The following is a 16,955-nucleotide window of genomic DNA, read 5'->3' on the forward strand; positions in this document are numbered from 1 at the left end:
ACGGAGCACTACCATGGCTTTTATCGACATCCGCAATATCAACAAGTTTTACGGAACTATGCAGGCCCTGCACGATATCTCATTGAGCATCGCGAAAGGCAGTTTTGTGACCTTGCTCGGGCCGTCCGGCTCTGGGAAAACCACTTTGCTGAAAATTCTGGCCGGGTTCGAAGATGTGTCGAGCGGCGATATTCGGCTCGAAGGACGAGATATCACCGCGCTCAAACCGGAAAAGCGCAATTTGGGCCTCGTCTTCCAGGGCTATGCGCTGTTCCCGCATATGAGCGTCTTTGACAACATTGCCTATCCGCTAAAAGTTCGCCGCAAGAGCCGTGATCAGATTTCCAGTCAGGTCAATGCCATGCTTGAGCTGGTTCAACTCACGAAGTTCGCCCGGCGCAAACCCCACGAACTGTCGGGCGGCCAGCAGCAGCGTGTGGCGCTTGCGCGAGCATTGGTGTTCGAACCGGATCTTCTGTTGCTCGATGAGCCCATGTCGGCGCTCGATAAGAAGCTGCGCATCGACTTGCAGGATCAATTACGAGACATCCACCATCGGCTTGGAACCACCTTCATCAATGTCACGCATGATCAGGAGGAAGCCATGCATATGTCCGATGGCATTGCTGTCATGAACCATGGCCGTATCGAACAATACGATACCGGACATCAACTCTATCGTAGGCCAGGATCGCGCTTCGTTGCCGACTTCATCGGCAAGTCGAACATATTTGAAGGCGCACTCAGTCATACGGCCTCCGGACCGCAGTTCGCCACGGCTGAATTCAAACTTGGCGGTACAGAATTAAACTCGGCGACGGATCGAATTGGTAAGGCGGAACTGGTCGTGCGCCCCGAAGATATCCGGCTTGACGCATCATCCGGCACTGTAAACACCGTCGGTGACATTGTGCTTTCCGGCGTTGTGGCCACATCAACCTATTCCGGTGACCGGGTGCTTTACACAGTGTCACTGCCGAACGGCCGGGCAATTACAACTTACGGCAGCGCACGTGACGGAGCGCTTTTGACGAACGCGCCCGTACAGATCGCTTTCGATGCCAAAGACTGCATCTTGCTCAATTAAACAGGGAATGAACTCGTGAATAAACTCAAATCAGCAACAACTGGCAATCTCGGGTTCGGTGAGGCCAGCTATCCCAATCCCGCCCTTGTGCTTGAGGGAGCACCAGAGTTTCAATCCTGGCCGCTGCTCGACGGACGAATAGCAAGCGGGGTCTGGTCGGCGACAATAGGGCATCATCGCGTCGTGCGCGACGCAAGCACACTTGAAACCTTCTATATTCTCGAAGGAGAGATCACGCTTTTTGAGGATGGCGTGGATCAGCCAAGGCATTTCGGCCCGGGTGATCTGGTGGTGCTTGAACCGGGATTTACCGGCAGCTGGAAGACCACCAGCGCAGTAAAGAAAATCTATTTCACAACAAACCAATGACGGATCAGCTTTGGACAGCCGCGTTTGAGCGCTCTTAGCTGCCTCAGTGAATGTCCGGTTATGACGGAGGGGATATTATGAAAACCACGCCTTTCTGGTGGGAAGCGGCCGAACCGCAACATGGCGAACGGGTGTTCGACAAGACATCATGCAGTGTTCTGATCATTGGCTCCGGTTATACGGGCCTTTCGGCGGCCATTACGCTGGCCGAAGCCGGGCAGACCAATATTATGGTTGTCGATGCCATGCGCATCGGGGAGGGCGCCAGTTCACGCAACGGCGGACAGATCGGCAATGCGCCGAAGTTCACGCTTGCTCAGGCAACTGCGCGTTTTGGGGAGAAACGCGCTCGGGAAATCATGGATGATTATGGCTCGTCCATGAAGTTCATGATCCAGCGTGCGCGGTCTCTCCCGGAGCCCATTGACCTGAACTTTGTGGGGAGCGTTGCTGCTGCCCATTCACGCAAGGATCTGGCAAAGCTGCGCGCGTTTCGTGATGGTCTCTCCTCGCAAGATCGAGAAAAATACGAAATCCTTGATGAGACGCAGATTCATAGTGTGCTCAAGACGGATATTTACCGCGGCGCGATGGTTCGCCACGATCAGGGAACGATCCATCCGGCCAAATATGTGCGCGCTTTGGCTAATCGCGCCCGGGCGCTGGGCGTGCGTATTTTTACCGGCTGGCGCTATAAGGGTGCCCGCAAAAGTGCCGAGGGACATGTTGCGTTTCTGGATAATGTCCAGAACAAGTCCCCTGTGGAAATCCAGGCGGAGAAGATCCTGTTGGGTTTGAACGGCTATGTCGGGCCGGAAGTGAAGTGGCTTCGCCAGCGAACCATTCCAGTCCAGAGCTATATGATCGCTACCGAGGAAATGTCCTTCGACCTATTGGAACGCCTGATCCCCAACAACCGGGCGGTGGGTGATACCAAGCATATTCTCTATTATTTCCGTCGCTCTCCAGACGGCAAGCGTATCTTATTCGGGGGCAGAGCGCGGTTCCGTAATTCCACCGAAGAACAAGGTGCCGCGGGATTGCGTGCTTTCATGGAACATACTTTCCCAGAAACGCGCGGCGTGAAATTGAGCCATGGCTGGCTCGGTAATGTCTGCTTTGCTTATGACTTCTGCTCACACGGCGGACGGATGGAAGACGGTATCTACTATTTGTCTTGCTGTAATGGTGGTGGCATTTCCAACCAGACCTATTTGGGTCACCGGATGGCCGAATATATGTTGGGAGCTCCAAATTCGGATCGCGGCACAATCGGAAGCCATTTCCCGCGTCTCTATTTCTATAACGGAAACCCCTGGTTCTTGCCGGTGGTGGGGACGTGGTATCGCTTCCAGGACAGGGCAGCACGCTGGTTCGAGTGATGAGCGGCAATCTTCTTTACCGGGCAAAATGAAAGCGCGAGACGAGGCGGGGTATTCCCGAGAGCCAGATAAAACCGGCTCGTCCAAAATATGCACGAGGGGCATATAATATCATGTCGTCAGATGTGATGATGGCACGTCATAACGATACAAATGGAACCGGCATTGTAATGATGGTGCTGGCGATGACGCTTGTTCCGTTGATTGATGTTCAGGCAAAATATCTGGTGAGCGACCAGATACCGGCCATGCAGGTCGTTTTCCTACGCATGCTGCTTGGAACATTATTTCTGATGCCTTTTATGATCATTGACCGTCAGCCGGTGTTTCCGCCGCCGCAGGGATGGCGGAATGCTTTCGCATTGGGCTTCTTCAGCATTCTTGCTGGTGTCTGCTTCTTTAGTTCCCTGAAATTTCTCTCAATCGCGGATGCGGTGGCGATTAGCTTTGTTCAGCCGCTATTTGTGACCTTGTTTTCGCGTCTGCTTCTGAAGGAAAGGATGCGCTTTACCCGGTGGATTGCACTGCTGATCGGTTTTGCAGCCACTTTGATCATTATTCGGCCAACGCATCATGCACTGGAAATGGGTAGCCTGCTGGCTCTCGTCTCGGGTGCGGCGATGGCTGGATATGTTATCGCCATCAAGAAGGGCTCAAGCGGGGTGCGCCGCGTACCGCCGATTGCTCTGACCTTTCAGACGCATTTTTCGGCTCTCATTGTAGCGACGCCCTTGGTGTTCGTGTTCTGGCAGGAGTTGGATTTGTTTCAATGGACGATAGCAATTGGTATGACGCTGGTTGGTCTTGCGGGCCAATATCTGATCATCAAAGCCTATCATTATGGCGAAGCCTCACTCGTCGCGCCTTTTGCATATATTGAAATTATCACATCAACCTTCTTCAGCTGGCTATTTTTTGCGCAAGTGCCTGACTCTGTGACCTTTCTAGGTGTTGCGGTCTTGGTCGCCAGTTCCCTTTACGTTGTATGGCGTCGTTGATTAACGGCATAAATGTCGTCGTTCTGATTTCTGATCAGTAACTAGTAAATCTAGTCTCTATATATAGTCATTCTCAATAATTTACTCTTTTTTTAAGAAAAACCGAAATTTACGTTCATTGCGCGAGAATATTCTTGCTTAAGTTGTAAAACACTTACTGTGTGAAGACTATTGTTCAGGCTTCGTAGTGAGTGGTTGCATCAGTCTCCGATGACCTCTACTCGGCCGTGCTGATCCGTTAATTCGAATGAGCTTCAATCTCATCTCCCATTCTGTTCCCTGTCAGGGCAACGATATAGTTGCGCTTTGCATTATTGTATGCAAGTATCCTCGCACACAGTTTGGAGGGTCGGCTGTTGACTTTTTCAGTGAGATTGAACGTCAAGTCGCAAGTGCTATTTGGCTTTGTTCACATGGGTTTCGATCAAAGACCGTTCGAACTCGTCGGGGTTCAAGCGTATCGGCTCTCGTTAAAAAACAATCATTCCACGATCGGCGGGGCGGCGAGCTTTTAACGAAGCTCTCTGGTCGATGAGTGCACTTCATCTCAACGGGTGACGTTTGTGCGGCGGCCACACGTCTACCTTGAAGAAAGTCTTTCCCAAAAACTCAGGAGGAGTAACCGTGAACATTAAGTCTCTGCTTTTATCGTGCGGAGTGCTCGTTGCAGCCAACTCTGCATTTGCACAATCGAACGAGATTACCATTCAGATCTGGGGCTCGACGTGGGAAAATGGCCTGAAAGCCATTTCACAGCAGTTCGAGGCTGAAACGGGTATCAAGGTCAATGCCGTGACGCAGTCATCCTCGGGCGAGGGCCTCGTCAAGCTCCAGGTTGATCGTGACAATCCCATCGTGGATGTCTGGTTCGCAACCAATACCATTGCGAGCGAGGCGGCTCAGGATCAGAAGCTGTTCGTCAAGATTCCGCGTGACAAGCTGAGTAACCGCGACGAGCTGATCAAGGGGGCGATTGCCGATGATTGGGTCGGTATCTACTACTACCCGATGGGTATCGTTTACAATGTGGATGCCGTGCCGGTGCCGCCGACTTCGTGGGAAGATCTCTGGAAGCCTGAATACAAAGGTCAGATCATCGCCCCTGCCATGTCGATCTACTCCGGCTCGCTTCTCACGGTTGCGAATACTATCAATGGCGGCACCTCGGAAAATTACGATCCGGGATTCAAGGCGCTTGAGCAGCTCAACGAGAATGTCTCGCTCTATTATACGTCGGACTCCCAGGCACGACAGTCCATAGTGCAAGGCGAGGGGACGATCCTCATCGGCCAAAGTTCACATATGAATGCGGTTGCAGGCGAAGGCATCAAAATGAAGATGATTTCCCCCCGCCCGGCACCGATGTATTTCGACGTCATGATGATGACCAGCGGATCGCATCAGGAAGAGGCAGCTAAGTTTATCAATTACATTATCTCGGCGGCTGCCCAGAAAGAGATGCTGGCTCGGGTAAACATGGCTCCGGTTAACCGCAACGTGGAACTACCGAAAGAGCTTGCAGATTCTCTGCCTGCTGACGGCGAAGGCATCGTGATGGATGGCAGTGTCGTCCTGAAAAATATCAGCGATTGGTCCGTCCGGTTTGACCAGATCACGACCCGCTAATCCCTTCATGCGGAAGTTACTGAACAGATCAGGTGGCGAAAGCCACCTGATCCACTTTTCAAATTGATTTCACAATAAACAGCCGCTGGTAGTTTGTTTCGGCTCCCAGGCTGGCACTCATATCCTTCGAGCACCCATGATCCAGACCGCCCCGCTTGTTGCCAGCAGTCTTCCTGAAGTCATCGCAAAACCGTTGCCAGATATCGCAAATGCGATCGCAACCGGCAATGTAAGCTCGGTCGCGCTTACGCAATATTATCTTGAGCGGATCGAGCGGTTGAATCCGTCGCTGCAGGCGTATGTCATGGTCACCGCCGAGACCGCCCTTTCGCAAGCAAGTGCAGCCGACCAAGCCCTCGCCGAGGGCAGGTCCCTTGGACCGTTACATGGCGTACCCGTTGCGCTCAAGGACTTATGTGAAACGGATTTCGCGCCGACGTCCAATGGTATGGCTATCTTTCGTGATCGCCAGACTGGCCGCAATGCAACGGTCGTCACTAATCTTCTGACGGCTGGCGCGGTCATCCTTGGTAAACTGGCCATGGCTGAGGGAGCTTGCTCCACCCACCATCCTGAAATGCCGGTTCCGGTAAACCCATGGGGCGCATCGTTCCGTGTCGGTTCGTCTTCGTCGGGATCGGGTGTTGCCGTCGCGGCAGGTTTGGCAGCTGCAGCCATTGGCAGCGACACAGGCGGCTCAATCCGGTTTCCAGCGGCTTATTGTGGGGTGACCGGGCTCAAGCCCAGCCGCGGTTTTGTCAGCACGGAGGGCATCTGCACCATGGCGCCCAGTCTCGATCATCTCGGTCCGATGGCGTCCAGTGCGGATGGGTGCGCTCTGTTGCTCGGAGCGATGAGCGGCCGCGGAAATACGCTTCCACCTTCTCCAACGTCGGCTCGCCGTTTTGGCTATCTTCCCGATTTGTTCAGTTCACGGCTCGACCCGGAGGTTCAAGCAGCCTATCGCCGTCTGCTTGATACAGCCGAGCGAATGGGTCTCGACCTCGTCGCTTGCACCGCGCCTGCCGTTCCTGATCTGCAGGAGACATGGGACTGCATCTGCGCCAAAGAGACCGCACGCAGCCATGCCACCAGCTATCCCACACAAAGCAAAGCCTATGGTCAGGCACTCGCCACGTTGATCGAAAAGGGATTGAGCCTGTCCGACGAGAACTATGCCCAGGCTCTCAAGCGGTATGCCGAGATTACCGTTCTGTGGAACAAGCTGTTCGATGATATCGACTGGCTGGCCATGCCCATTCATGCGGTCATTCCGCCGCTGCTTGATAACGCGTTCGGCGCGCCCAACAAGGGGCTCGGCAATCCACTGGAATTCACTGCGGCGACCAACCTTACTGGTCTGCCGGCGCTGGCGTTTTCTGCAAGTCGCGATTCTCGTGGGTGTCCGATTGGCATGCAGATCATGGCTCCAATGCATGCCGACTTTGCGCTGCTGGCGCTAGGTAGCCGCCTTCAGGAAAACGGCCTTTCCCCGCTCTCGCTTTTTAGTCTGAAGACGGCGAGCGAATTAGATTTGCTGAAATAGCGACCGTTTCGCGATGGTAATTTTCTCCAGTCTGGAGGGCAGTTTTCTATTGCAAAATGCATACGAGTATGCTTGTATACAAGAATACAAACTGGGAGGCTCTCTTGAATCTGGCTAGTAGATTTCGCGGCGTTTTTGCGGGCCGTCTTGACGCGATGATTGCAGATATTGCCGAACTTGTCGGCATTGAAGCAGGATCCTACGATGTGGAAGGTGTGACCCGCACATCACGTTGGATCGGCGAGCGGTTGCAGACGCAGGGGTTTGAACTTCATTACGAAGAAGTTCCCGAGCGCGGTAATCGCTTGTTGGCGGTTCGAAAAGGGCAGGGCAAAGGCCGGTTGATGATCCTCGGCCATGCCGATACCGTTTGGCCGCGCGGCACGCTGGAGAGCTGGCCCTTTGAGATAAAAGGTGAACTTGCGACAGGTCCCGGTGTTGGTGACATGCGCGGCGGACTTGTGCTGGCTATCAATGCAATTGATGTTGCTTCAAGGGCCGGACTTGCCGAATTTGAAGAGATCAAGTTTCTCGTCGTTAGCGATGAGGAACTGGGAAGTCCGCTCTCGCGCGGCTGGATCGAGGAGCATGCAAAGACTTCCGATTGGGTCCTGACTCTTGAGCCTGGTCGTCCAGGAGGCGGGTATTTTACCTCCCGCGGTGCTGTTGGTGCCTTCTTTATCGAAGCGTCCGGGCAGACTGCGCACGCGGCGGCCAACTATCTCAAGGGCGCTTCTGCGGTTCGGCCGCTCGCAATCCTCGTGCCCCGTATCGAGGCCCTGACGGATCTCGAGAATGGTGTCATCGTGAATGTTGGCGTATTCCAAGGTGGTGATGCAAGGCAGGTCATTCCTGGCCATGCTAAACTCCATGTCGACATGCGTGCCCGCACGCCCGAAGCGGCTGCAAAGCTGCAGAAGGAAGTTGAGCAGCTGATTTCCGAGGTCTCGACGGATCGCGTTTCGGTGGTTCTGAAAGGCGGTTGGACGCGGCCTGCATGGGCCAGGACGCCTGAAACGCAAGCGCTTTACGAGATCGTAGCCAAGGCCTCCGAGGAAATCGGCGCGCCCTGCTTTGAATTGACCAATGTTTCGGGCGGGTCTGACGCCAGCTTCTGCGGCGCGCTCGGGGTGCCCACGATCGACGGGTTGGGTCCTATCTGCAATGACATCTGTTCACGCGACGAAACAATCGTCATTGATAGTCTCGTGGGTCGAGGCGCAGTGTTCTCGACACTGATCTCCACGCTCTCCGAGAACGGGAATGTCGGGAACAAGGGATAAGACGCAAACAGGCCATATGGGGACTGGCAGCCAATAGGTGATCGCGGCATAACTAGAGCGAGTCAATGAGTATATGGAGACGAGAAATCATGGATGCCAATGGAATTGACGATCTGGGCGGTCGTCGGCTGGCTGCAGTGAGCTCGGCGGATGCCGTTTATGAACTGTTGCGGTCACTCATTCTGGACGGACGGATTGAGGCAGGCCAGCGTCTGCGGGAAGTGGAGCTGGCTCAGAAGCTCGGGGTAAGTCGTACGCCGCTGCGTGAAGCCTTCACGCGTCTCATCTCCAACCGGCTTCTTGAGCGCACGTCTTCCGGCGTTGTCGTTGCGGATGTGCTGTCCGCCCTCAAGGGCATCCGCGCAATCCGGATTGCGCTTGAAGGCTACGCAACGAAGCTCGCGGTACCCCACCTGAACGAGGACGATTTCCAGATTCTTGAGGCTTCAATCGAATTGGCGCTGAACCTCCCGGAAGAGGCTCGTACCGAGCGGGTGCGCAACAACAACGTATTTCATTGGAGAATCTACAACGCTTGCGGCGTACCGGAACTCCAGAATGCGATCGAAAACTATGCCGGCTTTTTCATGAGCGAAGCCAGTCTTGCGGCCCTCAATCAGGCGCAGTCGCAGGAAGTAATCCAAGATCACGTCAAACTTCTCGAGGCGATTAAAGCGCGGGAAGCAGACAAGGCTGAGCAATTGATGAGAGCTCACCTGATCCGCGGTTTTAACCAGACAGCGGAATAACAATGAAGGACGGTGCTTATCCCCGGATCGTATATGCTGTACTTGGTAGATTGCGGGATGGTCCGGCATTCAGGAGGCCCGCTGCATTGAGCCTGGATAAAGACTAGCACGCCTCCAATCTGCAAAATCAAACCAGAACGATTATTCAGGCGTTCGGCCTAGGCCGAACGCGCTCACCCCCCATTATTCTTTGACGGAACCGCAACCATGGAACATCTGCAGAGCAGCACGTTGCAACTCAGGAATCTGACCAAGCGGTACAGCTCCTTCGAGGCCGTGAGCAACCTTGATCTGGAGGTGCCACGTGGATCGCTCTTGACGCTCCTGGGACCATCCGGCTGCGGTAAAAGTACTGTTCTCCGAATGATCGCCGGTTTTCTCAATGTGACATCCGGTGAAATTGTCGTCGATGGCACGGACATCAGCGGGGTCGAGCCGAACTTTCGCGACATTGGCATGGTTTTCCAAAACTATGCTCTCTTCCCCCATATGACTGTCGAATCCAACATTGCGTTCGGTCTCAAGATGCGTGGTGTTTCAAAGGAAGAGCAGACCGTGCGCGTACGCGACGTGCTTGAGATGGTCCGGTTGTCCCACCTCGCGGATCGTTATCCGAGCCAATTGTCAGGCGGTCAGCAACAGCGCGTCGCTCTTGCGCGTGCCGTCGTCATCAGGCCCAAGCTCCTGCTTCTCGATGAGCCACTTGGTGCGCTCGACCGGCATCTTCGCGAAGGATTGCAATCCGAGCTGCGTGAGCTTCAGCAGAAGCTGGGCATCACATCGATCCTGGTGACGCATGACCAGGATGAAGCTCTCTATCTTTCCGATTATATTGCTGTCATGAACCAGGGTCGTATCGAGCAGCTTGATGCTCCGATCGCACTCTATGATAGGCCCAAGAGCGAATTCGTTGCCCGTTTTCTCGGCGTGGCCAATATCTTTGATGCGAAGATCGTCGCGGTCAACGGTAGTGGCGCAACTTTGTCGCTTGCTGGACAGCAGGTTGTTGTCAATGACGCTTGCGGTCAATTCGCGGGCGCTGATTGCAAGGTTTCGATCCGTTCTTCCCATATCGAAATTGTCGGTGTTGAAGACCCGCGAGAAGGGCTCAATGGAACCGTCAAGACCACCCACGAGCTTGGCGAGCGAGTAGTCTATCAGGTTGAGGTCAAAGGCCTCACTATTGATGCGAACTCTCCGCGAAACAACAATCGCGCCAGATATGCCGCCGGCCAGTCAGTCAAGCTTGTGCTCGATCCGGCTCATACAATTGTGTTGAGGGCATGATGGAGGCGAATAACAACCGCGCCAAATATCTGATCACCCCCGCGCTGATTATCGGCCTGCTTATCGTTGCGGCGTATAGCTATTTCGGTCTCTCAAGCTTCTTCCTGAAGGGCCCGCCGGGAACGCAGTTTGCCGGTGAGGCTACACTCAACAATTATTGGCGTGTATTGTTCATGGGGGCCAACCAGTCGATCCTCTTCACCACGCTCTGGGCGTCTTTTGTGATGTCGGTAATTACCGTCGCAATAGCCGTGCCGATGGCCATGGTAATCGTGCGTTCCAAGCGAGAATGGGTCGGGACACTGATTATGCTCGCGATCGCAGTTACCTTCCTCTCCGGTGGTGTGACGCGCGCATATTCCTGGCTTGTCCTTCTTGGCAACCGGGGACTGATAAACCTGAGCCTGATCGAGCTTGGTATCGTCGCCAAGCCGATCCAGTTTCTTTACAACTGGTCAGGTGTTGGCATTGCCATTACCCATTACCTGCTGCCGTTTGCGGTCTTTACGCTCATCGGTGTCGTCCAGAACCTGAACGTTTCGGTCGAGGAAGCGGCGCGTAGTCTTGGCGCCAGCCGCACGACCACATTCTGGCGCATTACCATGCCGATCCTCTTGCCAGGGCTCATGGTTACGCTGGTTCTTGTCTATTCAATTGCGTTGGCCTCGTTCCTTTTCCCTATGGTTCTGGGCGGCGGAAAGGTCAGGATGGTGGCAAACCAGATCTATGACCGCATGTTTACCGAATATGACGTTCCCTATGCTGCTGCAACGGCTGTCGTATTTCTCATCAGCGCGTTCGCTTCGATCTGGCTGATCAACCTCGCCGCGAAGAAAATCAAGAAGGCCGTTTCGTGATGTTTAAGCGTGATCTTGAAGCGAAATTTGGCGTCGTCGTAATCGCTCTGGCGTCAATAGCGGTCGTTTTCCTGTTGCTGCCGGTGGTTTTCGTCGTGCTTCATTCGTTCAGCCCGACGCGCTATTTCCAGTGGCCACCTTCCGGGTTCACACTCGATTGGCACAAGAATTTTTATAATTCTTCCATGTTCATGGACGCCGCGAAGAACTCGTTTACGATGGCTCTGATCGTAATGCCCTTGAGCCTGCTGATCGGAATTCCCGCGAGCTACGCACTGGTGCGCACTGACTTCAAAGGCAAAGGGCTGATCCAGCAAATCATCCTGTCACCTCTGATCATTCCGGGCGTTGTAACGGGTGTCTCGCTCCTCTCGCTCCTGTCGGCAGGTGGCGTCCGTATTGGTCTTTTTGGTCTTTGCCTTGGCATATTGGTCTTCACACTGCCCTTTGCCATTCGTGCACTTTCAGCCAATCTCCTTGGCCTTGATCCGCGGATCGAAGAGGCGGCACGCAACCTTGGTGCCGGCCCCTTCCGCACCTTCTTTGTCATTGTCCTTCCGCAATTGAAGTCGGGCATTCTGGCAGCGTCTGTGTTCATCTTCGTTGAGGCACTCGACAATTTTTCGATCGCCGTGTTCCTCACCAATGATCGGACCAAGGTACTGCCCGTCGCGGCCTATCAATACATCAAGGATTTTGACGATCCGACTGTAGCTGCCATGGCAACAGCACTGATCGTTCTCTCGGTGATTGCGGTCGCGCTGCTCGAAAAGCTCATGGGCTTCCAAAAGAGCCTGAGGCTGTAGCTGGAGGCCTTTTGGCGAGCTCTCGAAAATCAATGGTCCCAAGGGGTCAGAAAGCTGGTGAAATAACATGGCCGATGTAATCCGTATTGAACGACTGAAGCGCACCTCGATGGTCTCCATCCACAACGGCATCGCCTATGTGGCTGGCATGTGCGGCAATCAGGGCGAAACCATTCAGGATCAGACCCGCGTTGCGCTTGAAAAGGTCGACCGTTGGCTCAAGGAAGCCGGAACCGACCGATCCAAGATCCTGCGCGCCACGGTCTGGATTTCAGATCAGAAGCACTTCGACGCCATGAATGAAGTGTGGGAGCAGTGGGTCGACCCAGAAAATCAGCCATCCCGCGCTGCCGGTGTCGTACCGCCTGCGGCGCACGGTTACGATGTCGAGATCATCGTAACTGCGGCAATCTGAGGGAACTGCCTCCAATGCAGACGAAGAAGTGCGGCAAGCTTACCGTTGCGGTGATTGGTGCCGGCGTCGTGGGCCTTTCCACAGCACGCTGGCTGCAAAAAAAGGGATTGGATGTGGTCCTCGTTGACCCGACACCGCCCTTGTCAGGCGTATCGTTCCGCAATGCCGCGTCGTTTGGCAATGCCGCGACGGTCGCGCCTTCGGGAATCTTCCCCACTGCCGCTCCCGGAATTCTCTGGAAAATCCCGGGAATGTTGTTGCGTCGCGATGGACCGCTTACGCTCTATTGGCGTGATCTTCTCGATCTTGCTCCATGGCTCGCAGCATTCCTTTCTGCGTCATTGCGCAGCCGCCAGGACGGGACCATTTCGGCGCTTGGCTCGCTGATGAAGGTGATCGAAGAGGGGCACGCTCCCCTGATGGAAGAAGTCGGTGGCATTCGTTTCGGGCGCGGCACGGGCTCGATTCACCTTTACCGCACTGAAGAGGAAGCTCAGAACGCCAAGAAATCCAACGACCGGCGGCGCGCTGAGGGTATCGAAGCGCAGTACCTTTTACAGGACGAAATAGCTGCCATGGAACCCAATCTCGCGCGGGGTTATATCGGCGGCACGATTTTCCCCGGTTGCTTTGTGGTCGACAGTCCTGAAGCCTATTGCAGGGGACTTGCCCAGGCAATCCAAAAGCACGGCGGCCGTTTCGTTACGGCGAAGGCCGAGCGGATCGAAAGTGGCACCGATGGCGTGCGCATCCGTACTGGAGGCGAGGTCATCTCTGCTGACCGCATCGTGATTTCAGCTGGTGCCTGGTCGCGTGGTCTGTCTAATCAGCTTGGCGATCGCCTTAACATGAATACCGAGCGCGGTTATCACGTCGCATTCGAGCACCACGAGCCGCTGTTGACACATCCGGTCATGTATCCATCCGATGGGTTTTTCCTCACCCCGCTGTCCCATCAGATCCGCGCGGCGGGGACTGTAGACCTAGGCGGTCTGGATAAGCCAGCACGTCAATCACGCCTCGATGTCCTTGAGAATAAAGCTCGAAGAATGTTGCCCGCATTGGGTGACAGGCAGGACACCTGGATGGGCTTCCGCCCCTCCACGCCTGATAGCCTCCCCTTTATCGGGCCATCCCGCAAGGATCCCCGCATCATTTATGCATGTGGTCACGGTCACCTTGGGCTAACGCTCGGCGGTATTACCGGCAAGTTCGTGTCCGAGCTTATGACGGGCGATAAACCAAGTATCGATCTTTCACCGTTTTCTCCTGCCAGATCCATGTTGAGGCTGAACTGATGACTTTCTCTATCGCTCTTCGCTGTCCACAAACGGGACAGTTCGGTGTTGCCGGCGCGACCTCTTCGATGGCAATGGGCGCGCGTTGTCTGTTCGTCAATCATGATGCTGGTGCTGTCATCACACAGCACCGCACCGATCCGCGTTTGGGCGTTGCGGCGCTCCATCATCTGAGGAATGGACTGTCAGCCCAGGAAACACTGGACAAGATCGCAACCGCGCCAGGTATTGAATGGCGCGAACTTGCAATCGTCGATCGCGATGGCGCGACAGCGTTACGGCAGGGCACCCATCAGGAGCCGATCTATGCAAGCGCATCTGCTTCGGGGATCGTCGCAGTCGGCAATATTCTGAGGAATGATCAGGTTCCGGCAGCAATGGTGACAGCAGCGCTTGAAACAACCGACAAATCGATGGCCGAGCGACTGTTGGCGGCGCTCGATGCTGCGCTGGAAGCTGGAGGCGAAATTTTCCCGTTGTCCTCAGCAGCGCTCAAGATCGCTGAATATCCGGATTTTTGTTCGGTTGATCTACGCATTGATCAGGCCGCCGAGCCATTGGGAGAACTGCGTAACCTCTGGAAGGCCTATGAGCCGCAAATGGCCACCTTCGTAGAGCGTGTTCTGAATCCAGATTCAGGGGGACGGGCAACCAATTCGCTGGAAATTCTTTCATCCAAGGAGTCTAGACAATGAGAGTCACAGCGGTTCAAACGTTGATGGGGTTGTCGCCAGACGTCACGGTGCCGGCAGCGGAAACTGCGATGATAAGAGCAATGCAGGCCGAGGAACGGCCAGACTTTCTCATTCTTCCTGAATATTTCAGCTATTACGGCCCTGACCAGAGGCGCTCGGTCGAACTTGCCCAGCCCTTGCGCGAAACGCCCGCTTTCCGGATGGCGCAGGCGTTTGCCAAGCGCCACGATGTCGCGGTGCAGGCAGGAACGATCCTTGCCAGGGTTTTCGGCGACGAGCGCGTCGAAAACGTATCGGTCGTCTTTAATCGGCAGGGCGAGGTAATCGCGGAATATCGCAAGATGCACCTGTTCGATATGGGTGATCTGGGCAGCGGCGCTTTCCGTGAATCGGACTATATCAAGCCAGGCGATGAGATTGTCACCTGGACGTTTGAGGGTGTTACCTTCGGTACCGCCATCTGCTTCGACGTCCGGTTTCCCGAACTCTTCCGCGCTCTGCGGCTAAAGGGGGCTGAGGTCGTCACGCTTCCCGCCGCCTATACTATGGTTACCGGTGAGGCTCACTGGGAGTTATTGGCTCGCGCTCGTGCTGCGGAAACGCAATGCCATTTCATTGCCTGTGGCCTTGGCGGCAGCGTGGTTGTCGATGGCCAGGAAAAGCGCTGCTATGGCCATTCCGTCATTGTCGATGCCTGGGGGCGGGTCGTGGCGCGTGCCGGGCAGGAGGCAGACATTATCACAGCCAAATTGGATATGGAGAATCTCCACTCAATTCGCAAAAACATGCCGGTCATGAAACAGCGTCGTCTCATGAGTGATGTGATACCCGCTTTGTAGAACTCAACTCAGAAAAACAGACGGATTTAACTGCCGCGCTCCTCCCCGGTGCGGTGGCACGGGATTGGTGCGCGCTTCGTTCAGCCAATGGAAAACAGGTTTGGGCCGTGCATCGGAGAAAGGTTTGAAGAACAATGGAAAAAGTTAACACGGTAGTTGTGGGGGCGGGCCAAGCCGGCCTGTCGATGAGCGAGCACCTGAGCAACGCTAATATCAGCCATGTTGTTCTCGAAAAGGGGCGAATTGCCGAGAGCTGGCGTTCGGCACGTTGGGATTCGCTGCGGGCCAATGGTCCAGCTTGGCACGATCGGCTGCCGAGCATGAGAATCCCAGATATCGAACAAGATGTATTCACGCCCAAGGAAAAACTGGTCGACTATCTCTCGAGCTTTGCCGAGAACACCAAAGCACCAGTTCGGACAGATGTTACAGTGCTTTCGGTCAAGAAGCTGCCCAAGAAGCAGGGCTTTCTTGTATCAACGACGGCGGGTGATTTCGAAGCGATAAATGTGATCGCGGCAACCGGTCCGTTCCAAGTTCCAGTAACGCCCCAGATCGTTCCTGAAACTGCCGACGTTGTCCAGATGCATTCGGTCGCCTACAAGAACCCGGACCAATTGCCCGATGGCGCAGTGCTTGTCGTCGGTGCGGGTGCCTCGGGTGGCCAGATCGCTGAAGAACTGGTTGATACTGGTCGCAAGGTTTATCTGTCATTGGGTCGTCACATCCGTCCACCGCGGTTTTATCGCGATCGTGAAGGCGCATACTGGACAGGTGTGCTGGGTCGATGGGATACGGTCAACCGCGACAAGAATGTCCAGAATATTGCTCTCGCGATCAGCGGCGTCCATACCAAGATGCCAATCGACTATCGTCTGTTGGCCTCCAAGGGTGCCGTCCTGGTTGGCCGTACGGAAGGTTATAACGATGGAAAGCTCACCTTTGCGGATGATCTGGCCAAGAACATTGACGAAGGCAACAAGAGCTACCTCAGTACGCTCGATGTGATCGATCAATATATTGAGTATAATGGGCTTGATCTGCCGGAATATCCTGATGCACGTAACCTGCTTCCGCCGACGGAATACGAGAAGAACGCCATTCTTGAGCTGAATCTCGCCGAGGCCGGCATCACCTCGATCATATGGGCTGCAGGCTTCAAGCGTGATTATAGCTGGCTTGAGTTGGATTTATTCGATGAGGACGGCAATCCTGTTCACGAACTTGGTGTCTCCAAGGAGCCGGGCATCTACTTCCTGGGATTGCCATTCCAATCGCGGCGCCGCTCCAGCTTCTTGTTCGGTGTTTGGTATGACGCGAAATACATTGCCGACTACATCGCGATGATGCAAATGTATCACGACAAGTATAACACCTGACAGTTGACTTACGACTAGAGCGTTCTCTTAAGGTGATTAACTTCGTGGGAACGCTTTCTGTTTACTCAAAAAATGCGCCAGGTGCCTGTCACGGCACCTAGAGCATTTCCTGTTTTGATTGAATTGTTGGAAATACTCTATCTATTTGTTTTCACGCATGTCTTTATCCCAAAAAACCGGTTCCCACTTTTGGGAGACATGCTCTAAATGTTCATGACTGGTAATCAAGCGGGTGTGCCAGCAGGCAGTGATGGCGGCCGCCATTGAACAAGGCATAAACTCTTTTTTAGCGCAGTCCCGACGCTCTTCTGATTAACTCCGAGATTTGTAGGCGCCTTC

General features: G+C 54.5%; 16 protein-coding genes. All 16 read left to right on the forward strand.

The genetic code is table 11. The features are described 5' to 3' along the window. Positions 1-13: 13 nt before the first annotated feature. The 16 genes from HWX93_RS18100 to HWX93_RS18175 all read left to right on the forward strand — a co-directional run bounded on the left by HWX93_RS18100 (position 14) and on the right by HWX93_RS18175 (position 16,616). Positions 14-1,087, forward strand: a complete 1,074-nt coding sequence (locus tag HWX93_RS18100) for an ABC transporter ATP-binding protein (protein ID WP_176038172.1) — start codon at positions 14-16, stop codon at positions 1,085-1,087. 15 nt (positions 1,088-1,102) lie between these two features. Then, on the forward strand, positions 1,103-1,456 hold the full coding sequence (locus HWX93_RS18105) for a cupin domain-containing protein (RefSeq protein ID WP_176038173.1): 354 nt from the start codon (positions 1,103-1,105) through the stop codon (positions 1,454-1,456). A gap of 77 nt (positions 1,457-1,533) precedes the next feature. Beyond that, positions 1,534-2,838 (forward strand): NAD(P)/FAD-dependent oxidoreductase, encoded by a 1,305-nt coding sequence (locus tag HWX93_RS18110; protein ID WP_176038174.1) that lies wholly within the window; start codon positions 1,534-1,536, stop codon positions 2,836-2,838. A 113-nt stretch (positions 2,839-2,951) separates the two neighbouring features. Beyond that, the gene (locus tag HWX93_RS18115; protein WP_176038175.1) at positions 2,952-3,836 is read left to right on the forward strand and encodes a DMT family transporter; all 885 of its coding nucleotides are present in this window, start codon (positions 2,952-2,954) and stop codon (positions 3,834-3,836) included. A 624-nt stretch (positions 3,837-4,460) separates the two neighbouring features. Next, positions 4,461-5,462, forward strand: coding sequence for an ABC transporter substrate-binding protein (locus tag HWX93_RS18120; protein WP_176038176.1), 1,002 nt, complete (start codon positions 4,461-4,463; stop codon positions 5,460-5,462). Positions 5,463-5,598: 136 nt separating this feature from the next. Further along, positions 5,599-7,008 (forward strand): amidase, encoded by a 1,410-nt coding sequence (locus HWX93_RS18125; protein WP_176038177.1) that lies wholly within the window; start codon positions 5,599-5,601, stop codon positions 7,006-7,008. Between the two features lie 104 nt (positions 7,009-7,112). Further along, complete coding sequence (locus HWX93_RS18130) at positions 7,113-8,291, forward strand: M20/M25/M40 family metallo-hydrolase (RefSeq protein WP_176038178.1); 1,179 nt, start codon at positions 7,113-7,115, stop codon at positions 8,289-8,291. Positions 8,292-8,380: 89 nt separating this feature from the next. Continuing rightward, positions 8,381-9,040, forward strand: a complete 660-nt coding sequence (locus HWX93_RS18135; RefSeq protein WP_176038179.1) for a GntR family transcriptional regulator — start codon at positions 8,381-8,383, stop codon at positions 9,038-9,040. Between the two features lie 207 nt (positions 9,041-9,247). Next, positions 9,248-10,327: an ABC transporter ATP-binding protein gene (locus HWX93_RS18140; RefSeq protein ID WP_176038180.1), complete on the forward strand. Its 1,080-nt coding sequence runs from the start codon at positions 9,248-9,250 to the stop codon at positions 10,325-10,327. Next, on the forward strand, positions 10,327-11,184 hold the full coding sequence (locus HWX93_RS18145; RefSeq protein WP_176038181.1) for an ABC transporter permease: 858 nt from the start codon (positions 10,327-10,329) through the stop codon (positions 11,182-11,184). Before HWX93_RS18140 ends, HWX93_RS18145 begins: the two co-directional genes overlap by 1 nt. Beyond that, entirely contained in the window at positions 11,184-11,990 is an 807-nt protein-coding gene (locus HWX93_RS18150) for an ABC transporter permease (RefSeq protein WP_235969138.1), read from the forward strand. Before HWX93_RS18145 ends, HWX93_RS18150 begins: the two co-directional genes overlap by 1 nt. A gap of 67 nt (positions 11,991-12,057) precedes the next feature. Further along, positions 12,058-12,405 (forward strand): RidA family protein, encoded by a 348-nt coding sequence (locus HWX93_RS18155; protein WP_109989728.1) that lies wholly within the window; start codon positions 12,058-12,060, stop codon positions 12,403-12,405. A gap of 14 nt (positions 12,406-12,419) precedes the next feature. Continuing rightward, the gene (locus HWX93_RS18160) at positions 12,420-13,703 is read left to right on the forward strand and encodes an NAD(P)/FAD-dependent oxidoreductase (protein WP_176038183.1); all 1,284 of its coding nucleotides are present in this window, start codon (positions 12,420-12,422) and stop codon (positions 13,701-13,703) included. After that, on the forward strand, positions 13,703-14,398 hold the full coding sequence (locus HWX93_RS18165) for a DUF1028 domain-containing protein (protein WP_176038184.1): 696 nt from the start codon (positions 13,703-13,705) through the stop codon (positions 14,396-14,398). Before HWX93_RS18160 ends, HWX93_RS18165 begins: the two co-directional genes overlap by 1 nt. After that, complete coding sequence (locus HWX93_RS18170) at positions 14,395-15,237, forward strand: carbon-nitrogen hydrolase family protein (RefSeq protein WP_176038185.1); 843 nt, start codon at positions 14,395-14,397, stop codon at positions 15,235-15,237. Before HWX93_RS18165 ends, HWX93_RS18170 begins: the two co-directional genes overlap by 4 nt. A gap of 134 nt (positions 15,238-15,371) precedes the next feature. Next, positions 15,372-16,616 carry a flavin-containing monooxygenase gene (locus HWX93_RS18175; RefSeq protein ID WP_176038186.1) on the forward strand — a complete coding sequence of 415 codons (1,245 nt, stop codon included), beginning with the start codon at positions 15,372-15,374 and terminating at the stop codon, positions 16,614-16,616. Positions 16,617-16,955 lie beyond the last annotated feature (339 nt).

Origin of the sequence: Brucella tritici (assembly GCF_902825325.1) — a bacterium.
In the GTDB taxonomy this organism is placed as follows: Bacteria; Pseudomonadota; Alphaproteobacteria; order Rhizobiales; family Rhizobiaceae; genus Brucella.

Coding starts and splice junctions, on each gene's coding strand:
- HWX93_RS18115 (WP_176038175.1), top strand. CDS start 2,952: ATGTCGTCAGATGTGATGATGGCACGTCATAACGATACAAATGGAACC.
- HWX93_RS18150 (WP_235969138.1), top strand. CDS start 11,184: ATGTTTAAGCGTGATCTTGAAGCGAAATTTGGCGTCGTCGTAATCGCT.
- HWX93_RS18135 (WP_176038179.1), top strand. CDS start 8,381: ATGGATGCCAATGGAATTGACGATCTGGGCGGTCGTCGGCTGGCTGCA.
- HWX93_RS18110 (WP_176038174.1), top strand. CDS start 1,534: ATGAAAACCACGCCTTTCTGGTGGGAAGCGGCCGAACCGCAACATGGC.
- HWX93_RS18140 (WP_176038180.1), top strand. CDS start 9,248: ATGGAACATCTGCAGAGCAGCACGTTGCAACTCAGGAATCTGACCAAG.
- HWX93_RS18100 (WP_176038172.1), top strand. CDS start 14: ATGGCTTTTATCGACATCCGCAATATCAACAAGTTTTACGGAACTATG.
- HWX93_RS18125 (WP_176038177.1), top strand. CDS start 5,599: ATGATCCAGACCGCCCCGCTTGTTGCCAGCAGTCTTCCTGAAGTCATC.
- HWX93_RS18160 (WP_176038183.1), top strand. CDS start 12,420: ATGCAGACGAAGAAGTGCGGCAAGCTTACCGTTGCGGTGATTGGTGCC.
- HWX93_RS18165 (WP_176038184.1), top strand. CDS start 13,703: ATGACTTTCTCTATCGCTCTTCGCTGTCCACAAACGGGACAGTTCGGT.
- HWX93_RS18145 (WP_176038181.1), top strand. CDS start 10,327: ATGGAGGCGAATAACAACCGCGCCAAATATCTGATCACCCCCGCGCTG.
- HWX93_RS18170 (WP_176038185.1), top strand. CDS start 14,395: ATGAGAGTCACAGCGGTTCAAACGTTGATGGGGTTGTCGCCAGACGTC.
- HWX93_RS18155 (WP_109989728.1), top strand. CDS start 12,058: ATGGCCGATGTAATCCGTATTGAACGACTGAAGCGCACCTCGATGGTC.
- HWX93_RS18175 (WP_176038186.1), top strand. CDS start 15,372: ATGGAAAAAGTTAACACGGTAGTTGTGGGGGCGGGCCAAGCCGGCCTG.